The organism is Bacillus sp. LQ01 (assembly GCF_057624735.1).
In genome coordinates this window covers 735,915-748,709 of the sequence record NZ_JBYEZL010000002.1, presented here as the reverse complement: position 1 = coordinate 748,709, position 12,795 = coordinate 735,915, and the positions used below count along the sequence as shown (strand labels likewise).

Genomic DNA, 12,795 nt, shown 5'->3' with positions numbered 1-12,795 from the left:
AAGAAGAACTATTTCGTCATAAAGTGAAACCTTTCAGCATTATTCACTTACATACGAATAGAAAAGCGGCAAAATATTTGCCGCTATTTTGATGTTGAAAACATCCCAAAGCTTCTTTTAAATAACTCCCACCAGCTCGCTGCAGCAACATCTTCTTTTGCTACAATTGTTTGTTTTAATAAAACATCTTTATCTTTTTTAATAACAAGTGTACCAAGCGCGTCACCTTTTTTAATCGGTGCTTTTACTTTCTTTTCAGCAATTACTTCTTGTTTTACCTTGTCCATATTCTCGCCCTTCTTCATAAGAAGAGAAACATTATCTGATGCAACTAAATCTACTTTTTCTTTTTTCCCTTTCCCTACTTGAACTGTCTTAATTTTTTCGCCACTCGTATACAATTTCTTTGTCATATATTGACCAAATGCGTAGTCAAGAAGCTTCGTCACTTGGTTGTTCCGTTCTTTTGATGTTGGTGCTCCCATGACAACTGAAATGATACGCATGCCATTTTTTTCAGCCGATGCTGTTAAACAATATTTCGCTTCTGTCGTAAAACCTGTTTTTACTCCATCTACGCCAGGATAAAAACGTACTAGCTTATTCGTATTAACGAGCCAAAACTTTTTATCCGTATCTTCACGTAAATAATCTTCGTACTTACCTGTGTATTTACGAATAAGTGGATACTTCATCAATTCTCTCGCCATTATAGCCATATCATTTGCTGTCGAATAATGGTCTTTGGCCGGAAGACCTGTTGGGTTTTGAAAATGTGTATTTTTCAGCCCTAGATCTTTCGCCTTTTTGTTCATCATATCTACAAATCCTTCTTCTGAACCTGCGATATGCTCGGCTACTGCAACAGATGCGTCATTTCCAGATGCAATTGCAATACCCTTTAACATCTCATTTACAGTCATCTCTTCCCCAGGTTCTAAAAAGATTTGCGATCCACCCATTGAAGCTGCATGTTCGCTCGCTCTAACTTTATCGGTCAGTTTTAGTTTTCCTTTTTCAACTTGTTCCATAATTAAAAGCATTGTCATAATCTTTGTCATACTAGCAGGTGGTAATTTTTCATTTGGGTTTTTATCAAATAAAACTTTACCTGTATCTTGCTCAATTACGATTGCTGACGACGCTTGTTCCGCTAACTTCGGCGTTGTTTCTTCTGTTTTCTCCTGCTTCGTTTTCTCAGATTGTGCGAAACTCACTGAAGTTCCAGAAAGCAATAACATGAAACAAACAAGTATTCCAAAAACTCGCTTCATGACTAACCCTCCATTCTATATCAGACCTATTTTTTCCAATTTACCTTTTTTTAATACCAAATTTTTCTAACATTTTCAGTTGACAAATACATTCGTCCCCTATATTGTATTAAGTGTATTACACACAGTAGTACACTTAATACATATGAGGAAGGAGACATTGCTCTTGCATATTCAACTTGACCCAAGAAGCAACACTCCGATATGGGAACAAATTGTTCAAAATATAAAAGAACTCGTATTGAAAAACATGTTGGCTCCAAGTGATAAACTTCCTTCTGTACGCGAACTCGCTTCTTTACTCGTTATAAATCCAAATACAGTGAGTAAAGCGTATCAAGAGTTAGAGCGACAAGGAATTATTGAAACGTTACGAGGAAAAGGAACATTTGTATCCCAATCGATTACCCCAACATTAGACGAAAGGAAAATCGCTATGGTTGAAAAGCAATTTCATCAATTACTATTAGAAGCCTCTTATCTTGGTATTACGAAAGATAAAATTCATGATTGGATAGATTCATACTATAAAGAGATTGGAGGGAATACGGATGTTGAAAGTGACAAACTTGAAGAAAACAATTGATAATCAAACAATTTTAGACGATGTTTCTTTCACATTGCAAAGAGGGAGTATCATCGGATTACTCGGAAGAAACGGTGCGGGGAAAACAACTTTATTGCGAACGATGGTCGGTATTTTAGACCCAGACGAGGGAACTGTTACATATGAGGATATCGACATCCATAAAAATCCTGAAACGAAACAAAAAATCGTATATGTTCCGGATTCTACTAACATGCTGAACGGTTATACAGTAAAAGAAATCGTGAAGTTTTATAAATCAGTTTATACAGCATTTGATGAACCATATTTCTATGAACTACTAGAACATTTCAACTTACCAAATAAACGAATTCGTAGTTATTCAAAAGGAATGAAAGCACTGCTCGCCATCATTTTAGCCGTTTCTACAAAGGCAGAATATATCATTTTAGATGAACCGACAAATGGACTTGATCCTATCGTGAAAAGGAAAATTTTACAGTTTCTCGTTGGAGAAGTTGCAGAAAAAGAGATTACCATTTTCATCTCCACCCACCATTTAGATGAAGTAGAACAAATTGCAGATACAATTATTATATTAAAAGGCCATACTATCTCGTCTATTACATCACTAGACGATGCAAAATCACGATTTGCTAAAATACAAGTTGCTTATGAACGTTCATTACCTCAAAAACTAGAAAACTTAAGCAATATTAAAATATTAAATCAAACAGGAAAAGTATATACAATCTTAATCGAAGGAAATGTGGCTACAACACTGGAGAAGTTTTACAAAGAGCAACCTATACTTATTGAAGAATTAACAATGTCACTTGAAGATGTCTTCGTTACGACACTGGAGGAGGATGGGTATGTTTCATAAAGCGTTGTGGATGTGGAATTGGAAGCGTGGGAAATATGCTGCGTTACTTTTTCTCTTCAGTTCACTTTATTTTTTATCTTTCGAATACTATCAAGAAGCAGAAACTCAACAGTCTCTCTTTCTCCATCCAGAAAAAATAGGTGAAGAAAAGTTATACTATCATTATTCTTTTTATTCTTCTAATAGCTTTTGGTTAGGTATTATTACAATTATCCTATCCTGTATATTAATTGGCTGGGAGCGAAGTAATCAAAATGGAGATCCACTTATGACATTTCCATTTAAAAGACGTGATATGTTCTTATCGAAATGGGTTTTCGGTGGATTTTTCATTGTACTATCATTTCTAATCAATTGGGGTCTTATGTATTTTATTTATAAATCTACGATTCACTTTGAATATCAATCTTTCGAACCATTTCACCGATATTTCCTGTACGCAATTTTCACATATATCGCTATCTATACTGTCTCTTTATGTATAGGTACATTTACTGGCAGTATTATTTCACAAAGCATCTTCAGCATTACTTTTTGCATAATGGGAATGGGAATCTTTTCACTCTTACTCCTTTTCTTTACAGCTCACGCTGAGGCAATACAGGGGAATAAAAGTTATACGAATTTCGAAAACATTTATAAATTCAATAAAAAGACCAACATTTCAAGCGCTATATTAGACTTTTCAATTAGTTATAATTACCACCCTACTGTCCAATCAGATGAAGATCATGGAAAAGTAATACAAAGGGGACCCACTTTTCATAGTTACTACTCTGCAAAAGTAATACTTGTTCCTATCTTCTATACTATTTCCAGCTTACTAATTGGTATGTTTCTTTATGCACGATCACCTAATGAACATAATAAGAAAATTTTCCTTTTTCCAAAATACAACTCACTCTGGATGTGGGGTACTACCTTTTATTTTGCATTAATAGGTGGGCAAATGTTAAAACGTTTTGATTTATTATTTAGTTACTATGTTGGATTCTTTTTATTTGGAATCGTCACTTATTTTATATTATCACGTCTTACAAACTATAAAGTTTTTTAAAGGAGAGATCCTATGTTTCAAAAAGCATTATGGGTGCATACCTACAAACAAAGTAAATATATTGTTTGGCTATTTTGGTTAGTAAGTTTTTATGTACTATCATATAAATACTATTTAGCAGCTGCCGAGCAATTAAAATATTTTCATGAACATAATGAATGGAAATATATATACCGATATAATTATCAACTTTCACTTCCCGATGCTATTATGGTTCAAGGAGGACTCCTTATTATATTAGCCTGTATTCTTATTGGATGGGAACGTCAAAATCAATCAAGTGACATTTTATGGTCTATGCCATTTAAACGAACACATCTCTTCATAACGAAATGGCTTTTTGGTGTGTGTAATATTGTAGCTATCGTTATACTAAATTGGGGACTTTTTGCTATTATGAAAAAGACAACCTTTCATAATAAGTATCAAATATTTTCACCATTTCATACTTACTTCTTATACATGGTTATTATCTTAATTGCTATATATACACTTGCATTATGCATAGGAACAATTGCTGGTAATATGATTTCACAAGGATTTTTCAGTGTTGCTATACTTGGATTCCCTTTTATTTTGCCGACTCTAATTGCCGGGGCTATTTCTATTCATACGGTTGGACTTATTTCCAATCATCCCATCTATACGGAGGAAAATGTAGATCGTTACGGTTCAGTAATAGAAAAAGTGAGTATTTTAGCGCCAGTTCGCGGATTCAATATTAATTTTAATTACGATCCTCAACGTGCTTATACTGATCAACAAGGCGTACGTCATGATGAACCTAATTTTACGTATATTCCTTCAGCAACAAAACTTATCGGTCCAATCGTAAATATACTTATTCTATTACCTTTAGGAATGTACTTATATACAAGATCACCTAATGAACAAAACGGAAACTTTCTATTATATCCGAAGCTTAAAACACTATGTATGATATGTTGTGTAACCTTTATTGGAATGTTTGGAGGAATGGCAGCGGGCGGAAGTCATTCTATCGTAAATTATTATATTGGTTTTATAGGGACCAGTACGATAGTCTACCTACTATTATCTCGCTTATTAAAATTCAAATTTTCTTGGCGTGTGAAATAACCTCCTTTTAAAGGAGGTTATTTCACATTCTCTCTCCTATCCCCATACACCATCTCTTCTTTCATCCCAAATCCATCACCATTTTGCACAATTTGCTCTGTCGGTGCAACTACACTTTCAGCAATTTTCCATTCCCCACGCTCTTTCACAAATACTTGTAGAAAATAGTTCATGCCATCTAATTGATATGCATTTTCTTTTTTCACATTATAGTGAATCGCAATGTAGTACACTTGAATATTTTCTTTTCCTATTTTTGATACGTATTGCGATAGTCTCGGTATATAGAGTGCTGCTTTCTGAAAAGATAGTTGTTTCGCTTTAACAAGCGATGAACTTGTTACATTACGTAATGTGTCCTGATTACGAATATTATCGCTATGGTGGAATAATACTGCGTTTTGCATAGAACGAACCCATAATTTCGAATATAAGACTGTATTATCGGTTTCAATGTACTTCACTTCTTTTCGTACCACTTGGATAGGCGTATCTGCGTACGTAAATGTTTGAAAATAGAAAAAACCACCAAATAAAATGGTAAGTGCAGCAATATATTTCATAATCTTTCCTCCGATCTTTTAATTAAAGTATCGGAGTTTCAAAATATTTTTATTCAAAAGAAAAAGGATAGGAATGCTTTCGCTTCCTATCCTCATTTATTATAATACGCGGCCAAATAGTTCTAAGACCATTTCTATTTCTTGGTCGCTCCAACCTTTAAATCTCTCTTTATAATATTCTTTACGCACAGCTTCAAGTTTTTCAGTTACTTCTCTTCCGTGCTCTGTAATTTCTAAATACACGATTCGACGATCTGAATTAGAACGTTTTCTTTCTACTAATCCTTTTCGTACGAGACGATCTGTAACAGCTGTAATATGACTGGAGGTTACGTTTACTTCACTCGCAATTTGCGAAGCCATCTGTGGACTCTTTAAAAATAACGCACGTAATACAGAAAATTCATTATATGGCATATGTTCTGCAAAACGTGTATTAATATCATTTTGTAATAAACGTATCATTTTTCGAAATGATGCAGATAAATCTAAAATCAGTGTTTCTCTTTTTTCGTTCAATAGCCTCGTCCCTTTTTTATCATATTTACACATATTATAATCTATAAATACCTATGTTGTACATGCTTTCTTTCCTCAACATTCTCATTTATGTAACTTTTTTCATATAAATTTCTTTTTTGTTCACACATATACATATAAAAAGGATGGTGATGGAAAATGCAGGGTGGAATGAATCCTTATTTACACAACGTACGCACAGCTAATACTGGTAAAGAAGCTACTATTACTGTACAAGGCGAAGGCGTTGTCAAAGCAAAACCGAATGTTGTTATATTAACGCTTGGCATTCGAACAGATGATAAAAATGTAAAACAGGCTCAAGAAGAAAATGCAGTGCAATCCAAACAATTGCTGGATGCACTTAAACAGCTTGGTATTGCCGATAAAGATATAGAAACAATTTCTTATACAATTACTCCTCAATACGAATATGTAAATGATAAAGCATTGCTACAAGGATACCGCGTGGAGCATTTGTATGAAATTACCGTTTTAAATGTACAAAAAGCTGGGGAAGTATATGATATAGCCGTTTCAAATGGCGCAAATGTAGCAAAAGGTTTACGTTTCCGAGTATCTCATCCAAATAAATATTATGAGCAAGCTCTCATTCAAGCTCTGCACCAAGCAGTAGAAAAAGCTCGTGCTATTGCGAGTACATATAATTTAAATATTAATCCTGTTCCCCTCTCATTCGTTGAAGAATCTGCCCAATTACCACGGGAGGTTACGTCTTATGCTACTTTACATGCGCAAGCAGCCCCTCCCATTCAATCGGGTGAATTAGAAATCATTTCATCCATACGGGCTATTTTTACGTATTTATAACGAATTCTCTTTACAAGTAAACGTTATCATTTTACTTGTTGTAAAAACATGATGTTCTGATATAATAAAGAACGGTGAGCTCTTACATAAGAGATATCACGGGTGGGAGAGGGATATGAAAAAGAAGGTTTAACATGAAAGGAATACTTGAAAGAACATTTAAATTAGGTTTACACGAAACATCACCAAAACAAGAAGTATTAGCTGGAGTTACGTCATTTTTCACAATCGTATATATTATGATTGTAAATGCGTCAATCTTATCAGATGCTGGCATTCCTCTTGAAGCTGGAATTTTAGCAACTGTTTTTAGTTCATTTGTCGGATGTCTACTCATGGCATTTTGGGCAAATGCACCTGCTATTCTTGTCCCGGGTATGGGTGTAAATGCATTCTTCACGTACACAGCTGTGCATACGCTTGGACTAACTTGGCAAGAAGCATTGGCTGCTGTCTTTATCTCTGGTATTATTTTTGCAATTGCCGCTTTTACACCAATCGCTCGCGTGCTATCAGTATCAATTCCAAAGTCATTAAAGGAAGCGATTACTGTCGGCATCGGATTATTTTTAGCGTTTATCGGGTTGCAAAAAGGTGGTTTAGTCGTTTCGAACCCAAATACTGCTGTGGCAATGGGGAAATTAAGTAATCCTGTCGTTCTTGCGACATTACTTACTCTTATCATTGCACTTGTATTATTTATTCGTAACGTACGTGGAAACTTTTTATGGACGATTGCAATAGGAACTGGTATCGCCTGGCTATTTGGTCTTGTGGATACGAGTCAAGTGGGAAGTAGTTCATTCTCATTCGCTAATTACGGTGATGTGTTTGGAGCTATGTCATTTGGGAAACTTTCTTCCTTACCATTTTGGATTGCAACATTCTCTTTAAGCATGGTGCTTATCTTTGAGAACATGGGACTTCTGCACGGTTTATTAGAAGATGATCGTAAATTCCCACGTGCTTACCAAGCCAATGCAATTTCAGCAATGACATGTGGTCTATTTGGCACAAGTCCTACCGTTTCAACAGTAGAAAGTGCCGCAGGTATTACTGCAGGTGGTAAGACAGGTCTGACGTCTATCGTTACTGGGTTGCTATTCTTTGCATCACTGTTTGCTCTTCCATTTGTCAAATTAATTCCTGATAGTGCCATTGCACCAATCTTAATTATTATTGGCGGTCTGATGATTACAAGCATTCAACAAATTCCTCTGAATGACTTTTCAGAAGGATTTCCAGCATTCTTAATTATCGTTATGATCCCGCTCACATATAGTATCGCTGATGGCATTGCGTTCGGATTTATTGCTTACCCTATCTTAAAAGTTGCTCTTGGAAAGCGTAAAGAAGTCGCACCATCTATGTATATCATTACATGCTTATTCTTAGCTATGTTTGTATTACATGCTATTGGTTAAAAAAAACACCGAGGAAATCCTCGGTGTTTTTTTACTTAAACCATCCTTTTTTATAAAACCAGGCCATCATTCCGCCGCCAATTAGTGCCATGATAAGTAGACAAATAAAATAACTATATTGTCCACCAAGCTCTGGCATATGCGTAAAGTTCATTCCATATACTCCCGCAATAAATGTTAATGGCATGAAAATAGTCGAGAATACAGTTAATGTTTTCATAATGTTATTCATATGATGTGAGTTTAATGAAAAATAACTATCCCGAATATCTGCTGTTAACTCTCGGCTTGCCTCAATCATTTCTGTTAGTTTAAGCAAATGATCATGTATATCTTTAAAGTAAATTTCATGATCGCTTATACCGTAAAAACGAGTCGAATTTAAAATACGATATAATAAATCACGCATCGGAATGATTGTACGCCTTAGCTTTGATAAATCTGTACGTATATCAAATACCTCTTCTAATACACTTCCTGCTGTCTCCCCCGTTAAATTATCATCAATTGCATTTAAATGATCCTCAATGTAATATACAGGCGCAAAATAGTCATCTACAATTTGGTCGATAATTGTATGAGCTACGTGTAAAGGACTATTTTTAATACGCTTCTTTTCTCCAAGTGTTTTCCATACTCTTTCGATTGCATTGTTATGAGAAAAGTGGAAAGAAACAATATAACGATCACTAATAAATAAATCGATTTCGTGCGGTTCTAGTCCATCTTCCCCAAATGCATGAAGTACTAAAAAGTTATATCCATCATAAAAATCAACTTTTGGCCTCTGTACATATTCTATACAGTCTTCAATTGCAAGGGGATGGAACTTAAAATGGTCTTGCAGAATATATGTATACTCTTCTTTCGTTGGCTTATATAAATCTAGCCAATACCATACAATATGGTCTTTCTTTGTTTCTTCTAGAGAAACATCATATAATACTTCATCTGTTTTTGTTACTGCACAAATTCTAATCATAATTTCACCCATTATTATTATAAACAAAAAATAGTAAAAAAAGCCAAGGAGAAATCTCCTCAGCTTTTTTTTATTACTTCGTTACGATACCGTGTACTAAAGTTGGTGCATCTACGTGTTCTTTAGAGATCTTCATGTTCTCATAAATTTTCGCTTTTACATCTTCAACATTTTCGCGGTTTGCGTAAATTGTAACGAGAGATTCACCTTGCTTCACGCTATCGCCTACTTTTTTGCGCAGCATTAGACCAACTGCTAAATCAATTTCAGACTCTTTCGTTGCACGTCCTGCTCCTAAAAGCATTGCTGCTGTTCCGATTTCGTCTGCAACGATTTCTGATACATATCCGTCTTCTTTCGCTTCCACTTCAATTTTAAATTGTGCTTGTGGCAATTTAGAAGGGTTATCAACAACAGATGCGTCGCCGCCTTGCGCTGATAAGAACGTTTTAAATGATTCTAGCGCTTTTCCGTTGTTCATTACTTCAATTAGCTTTTCACGTGCATCTTCTAAAGATGAAGCTTGTCCAGCAAGGTACACCATTTGACTTCCAAGTGTTAAACATAGTTCTTCTAAATCTTTCGGCCCTTTACCTTGTAATGTATCAATTGCTTCTTGAACTTCTAATGCGTTACCGATAGCTTCACCGAGTGGTTGACTCATATCAGAAATAACTGCCATCGTGTTACGACCAACGTTATTACCGATGCGTACCATTGCTTCTGCTAAACGTTTTGCATCTTCATCCGTTTTCATAAATGCACCTGCTCCAGTTTTTACATCAAGAACAATTGCATCTGCACCAGCAGCAATTTTTTTACTCATAATCGAACTTGCAATAAGCGGAATTGAGTTTACTGTTGCTGTCACATCACGAAGTGCATATAGCTTTTTATCAGCAGGTGTTAAGTTACCACTTTGACCGATAACAGCGATTTTGTTTTCATTTACAAGACGCATGAATTCATCGTTTTCAATTTCCACATGGAATCCTGGAACTGCTTCTAATTTATCAATTGTACCACCAGTATGTCCTAAACCGCGTCCAGACATTTTCGCTACTGGTACATCTAAAGCGGCTACTAATGGACCTAATACAAGTGTCGTTGTATCACCAACACCACCTGTTGAATGCTTATCTACTTTTACACCTTCAATAGCTGATAAGTCGATTGTATCACCGCTATTTACCATTGCCATCGTTAAATCGGCACGCTCTTGATCGTTCATATCTTGGAAGAAAATTGCCATTGCAAGTGAACTTACTTGATAATCAGGAATATCACCATTCGTATATCCTTCAACAATAAAGTTAATTTCTTCTGTCGTTAATGCATGTCCGTCACGTTTTTTTGCAATTAGGTCCACCATTCTCATTGTGAAGTCACCCCTTCATTTGTTTTACGATTGCTTTTACTAATGCTAAGAAGTTAGCTTTAACACGTTCTGTCGTTTCAATTACTTCATCGTGGTGAAGTGGTTGATCTAAAATACCAGCTGCCATATTTGAAATACAAGAAATACCTAACACTTTCATACCAGCATGACGCGCTACAATTACTTCAGGTACTGTTGACATACCAACTGCATCTCCGCCAAGTGTACGAAGCATACGAATTTCAGCAGGTGTTTCATATACAGGACCTGTCATTCCTACGTATACACCTTCTTGTACTTTAATATTTAAGTCTGCTGCAACTTGTTTCGCCATTTCGCGAAGTTCTACCGTATATGACGTAGACATATCAGGGAAACGTACGCCCATTTCAGAATCATTTGGTCCGATTAATGGATTCGTACCCATGAAGTTAATGTGGTCTGAAATTAACATAAGATCGCCTGGCTCAAATGATGTATTTACACCACCAGCTGCGTTTGTTACAACAACTGTTTCTACACCTAGTTCTTTCATAACACGAACTGGGAATGTTACTTTTTGCATGTCGTATCCTTCATAGAAGTGGAAACGTCCTTGCATTGCTACTACTGTTACACCTTGAAGTGTACCGAATACTAGTTGACCTGCATGGCCTTCTACAGTTGATACTGGGAACTCAGGGATTTCACTGTAAGGTACTGTTACTGCGTTCTCAATTTCGTCTGCTAATACACCTAGTCCTGATCCAAGGATTAGTCCTACTTGTGGTGTCTCTTGAAATTTCTCCTTTAAGTATGAAGCTGATTTTGTAATAAGTTCACGATTCATTTGTTTATCCCCCTATTTCTTTAGCTCGTTTAAGAAGCTTGTTCCGTATTCTGGCATTTTCACACCGAAGTTTTCTGCTACTGTTGCACCAATATCAGCAAATGTTTGACGAAGTGGTAACTCTTGTCCGCCTTCTTTCATGCTTGGGCTATATGCTAATAATGGTACATATTCACGTGTATGGTCAGTACCAGGGTGAATTGGATCATTACCGTGGTCTGCTGTAATTAATAATAAATCATCTTCTTTTAGTTTTGCGAATACTTCTGGAAGACGTGCATCATATTCTTGCAGAGCTTCTCCGTATCCTTGTGGATCACGGCGGTGGCCGAATAATGCATCAAAGTCAACTAAGTTTAAGAAGCTAAGACCTGTAAAGTCCATATTTAATGTATCTACAAGCTTATCCATTCCATCCATGTTAGACTTCGTACGAAGTGATTCCGTTACCCCTTCGCCATCATAAATATCAGAGATTTTACCGATAGCAATTACATCGTAGTCACTATCTTTTAATTCATTCATTACTGTACGGCCGAATGGTTTTAATGCATAGTCATGACGGTTTGGTGTACGTGTAAAGTTTCCAGGTTCACCAACGAATGGACGAGCAATAACACGACCTACCATGTATTTCTCATCTAATGTTAATTCACGTGCAATTTTACAGATTTTATATAACTCATCAAGTGGCACTACTTCTTCGTGTGCTGCAATTTGCAATACGCTATCAGCAGAAGTATAAACGATTAAAGAGCCTGTTTCCATTTGCTCTTGACCAAGTTCATCAAGAATCTCAGTTCCTGAAGCTGGCTTATTACCGATAATTTTACGGCCTGTTTTTTCTTCTAATTCATCAAGTAATTCTTTCGGGAATCCTTCCGGGAACACTTGGAATGGTGTATCAATGTAAAGGCCCATGATTTCCCAGTGACCTGTCATTGTATCTTTACCAGTAGATTTCTCTTGCATTTTTGTGTAATATCCAAGTGGTTTCTCTACTTTAGAGATACCTTTCATTTCTCGAATGTTACCAAGACCTAATTTCACCATGTTAGGCATTTGTAACCCATTCATATGTTCAGCAATGTGACCAATTGTGTCAGATCCTAAATCACCAAATTGCTCAGCATCTGGTGCTTCACCGATTCCCACAGAGTCCATTACGACTAGGAATATACGTTTATATTTATTCATAACTGCGACCTCCTATAAGTTCAGTTCTACTTCTTGTAGTATGTTCAAAACGCTATAAAGTGAAACTGTTATCAAAAAGAATTCTCATTGTCAAACAGTACTTCTTTAAATCATTTTCTAACCTATTTCGTTTACTTGAAACGATTCAAAAACATTTCTAGTTTTTTCTAAGTCAGATGTCAGACATCTGATACTGATATCATAACATGT

General features: G+C 35.8%; 13 protein-coding genes. 6 read left to right on the top strand and 7 right to left on the bottom strand.

Annotated elements, in window-relative coordinates:
- Positions 1-83 precede the first annotated feature (83 nt).
- Positions 84-1,274 carry a serine-type D-Ala-D-Ala carboxypeptidase DacF gene (gene dacF, locus AC22L0_RS16345; protein WP_087967360.1) on the bottom strand — a complete coding sequence of 397 codons (1,191 nt, stop codon included), beginning with the start codon at positions 1,272-1,274 and terminating at the stop codon, positions 84-86.
- Positions 1,275-1,440: 166 nt separating this feature from the next.
- Here dacF and AC22L0_RS16340 point away from each other — a divergent pair, with 166 nt between their 5' ends.
- From AC22L0_RS16340 to AC22L0_RS16325, 4 genes are read left to right on the top strand one after another with little or no spacing between them, the layout of a single operon-like run.
- Positions 1,441-1,860, top strand: coding sequence for a GntR family transcriptional regulator (locus tag AC22L0_RS16340; RefSeq protein ID WP_000548027.1), 420 nt, complete (start codon positions 1,441-1,443; stop codon positions 1,858-1,860).
- On the top strand, positions 1,826-2,707 hold the full coding sequence (locus AC22L0_RS16335; protein ID WP_087967358.1) for an ABC transporter ATP-binding protein: 882 nt from the start codon (positions 1,826-1,828) through the stop codon (positions 2,705-2,707). Before AC22L0_RS16340 ends, AC22L0_RS16335 begins: the two co-directional genes overlap by 35 nt.
- Positions 2,697-3,764 carry an ABC transporter permease gene (locus tag AC22L0_RS16330; RefSeq protein WP_140160747.1) on the top strand — a complete coding sequence of 356 codons (1,068 nt, stop codon included), beginning with the start codon at positions 2,697-2,699 and terminating at the stop codon, positions 3,762-3,764. The genes AC22L0_RS16335 and AC22L0_RS16330 overlap by 11 nt, the downstream gene beginning before the upstream one ends.
- 12 nt (positions 3,765-3,776) lie before the next feature.
- Positions 3,777-4,862 (top strand): acetoin ABC transporter permease, encoded by a 1,086-nt coding sequence (locus AC22L0_RS16325; RefSeq protein WP_087967354.1) that lies wholly within the window; start codon positions 3,777-3,779, stop codon positions 4,860-4,862.
- Positions 4,863-4,879: 17 nt separating this feature from the next.
- Here AC22L0_RS16325 and AC22L0_RS16320 read toward each other — a convergent pair whose 3' ends face one another.
- On the bottom strand, positions 4,880-5,425 hold the full coding sequence (locus AC22L0_RS16320; protein ID WP_000873785.1) for a hypothetical protein: 546 nt from the start codon (positions 5,423-5,425) through the stop codon (positions 4,880-4,882).
- A gap of 99 nt (positions 5,426-5,524) precedes the next feature.
- Complete coding sequence (locus AC22L0_RS16315) at positions 5,525-5,944, bottom strand: MarR family winged helix-turn-helix transcriptional regulator (RefSeq protein ID WP_001003305.1); 420 nt, start codon at positions 5,942-5,944, stop codon at positions 5,525-5,527.
- Between the two features lie 159 nt (positions 5,945-6,103).
- Here AC22L0_RS16315 and AC22L0_RS16310 point away from each other — a divergent pair, with 159 nt between their 5' ends.
- Entirely contained in the window at positions 6,104-6,775 is a 672-nt protein-coding gene (locus AC22L0_RS16310; RefSeq protein WP_001161448.1) for an SIMPL domain-containing protein, read from the top strand.
- A 134-nt stretch (positions 6,776-6,909) separates the two neighbouring features.
- Entirely contained in the window at positions 6,910-8,199 is a 1,290-nt protein-coding gene (locus AC22L0_RS16305; protein ID WP_000676242.1) for an NCS2 family permease, read from the top strand.
- Between the two features lie 31 nt (positions 8,200-8,230).
- Here AC22L0_RS16305 and corA read toward each other — a convergent pair whose 3' ends face one another.
- The 4 genes from corA to deoB all read right to left on the bottom strand — a co-directional run bounded on the left by corA (position 8,231) and on the right by deoB (position 12,585).
- On the bottom strand, positions 8,231-9,193 hold the full coding sequence (corA, locus tag AC22L0_RS16300; RefSeq protein WP_002005674.1) for a magnesium/cobalt transporter CorA: 963 nt from the start codon (positions 9,191-9,193) through the stop codon (positions 8,231-8,233).
- Positions 9,194-9,254: 61 nt separating this feature from the next.
- Positions 9,255-10,559, bottom strand: coding sequence for a pyrimidine-nucleoside phosphorylase (locus tag AC22L0_RS16295; protein ID WP_001243073.1), 1,305 nt, complete (start codon positions 10,557-10,559; stop codon positions 9,255-9,257).
- A 7-nt stretch (positions 10,560-10,566) separates the two neighbouring features.
- The gene (locus AC22L0_RS16290; RefSeq protein ID WP_001078446.1) at positions 10,567-11,388 is read right to left on the bottom strand and encodes a purine-nucleoside phosphorylase; all 822 of its coding nucleotides are present in this window, start codon (positions 11,386-11,388) and stop codon (positions 10,567-10,569) included.
- 12 nt (positions 11,389-11,400) lie between these two features.
- Positions 11,401-12,585 carry a phosphopentomutase gene (deoB, locus tag AC22L0_RS16285; RefSeq protein ID WP_001046079.1) on the bottom strand — a complete coding sequence of 395 codons (1,185 nt, stop codon included), beginning with the start codon at positions 12,583-12,585 and terminating at the stop codon, positions 11,401-11,403.
- Positions 12,586-12,795: the final 210 nt, after the last annotated feature.

Coding starts and splice junctions, on each gene's coding strand:
- AC22L0_RS16335 (WP_087967358.1), top strand. CDS start 1,826: ATGTTGAAAGTGACAAACTTGAAGAAAACAATTGATAATCAAACAATT.
- AC22L0_RS16320 (WP_000873785.1), bottom strand. CDS start 5,425: ATGAAATATATTGCTGCACTTACCATTTTATTTGGTGGTTTTTTCTAT.
- corA (WP_002005674.1), bottom strand. CDS start 9,193: ATGGGTGAAATTATGATTAGAATTTGTGCAGTAACAAAAACAGATGAA.
- AC22L0_RS16325 (WP_087967354.1), top strand. CDS start 3,777: ATGTTTCAAAAAGCATTATGGGTGCATACCTACAAACAAAGTAAATAT.
- AC22L0_RS16290 (WP_001078446.1), bottom strand. CDS start 11,388: ATGAATCGTGAACTTATTACAAAATCAGCTTCATACTTAAAGGAGAAA.
- AC22L0_RS16305 (WP_000676242.1), top strand. CDS start 6,910: ATGAAAGGAATACTTGAAAGAACATTTAAATTAGGTTTACACGAAACA.
- AC22L0_RS16295 (WP_001243073.1), bottom strand. CDS start 10,559: ATGAGAATGGTGGACCTAATTGCAAAAAAACGTGACGGACATGCATTA.
- AC22L0_RS16330 (WP_140160747.1), top strand. CDS start 2,697: ATGTTTCATAAAGCGTTGTGGATGTGGAATTGGAAGCGTGGGAAATAT.
- dacF (WP_087967360.1), bottom strand. CDS start 1,274: ATGAAGCGAGTTTTTGGAATACTTGTTTGTTTCATGTTATTGCTTTCT.
- AC22L0_RS16310 (WP_001161448.1), top strand. CDS start 6,104: ATGCAGGGTGGAATGAATCCTTATTTACACAACGTACGCACAGCTAAT.
- deoB (WP_001046079.1), bottom strand. CDS start 12,585: ATGAATAAATATAAACGTATATTCCTAGTCGTAATGGACTCTGTGGGA.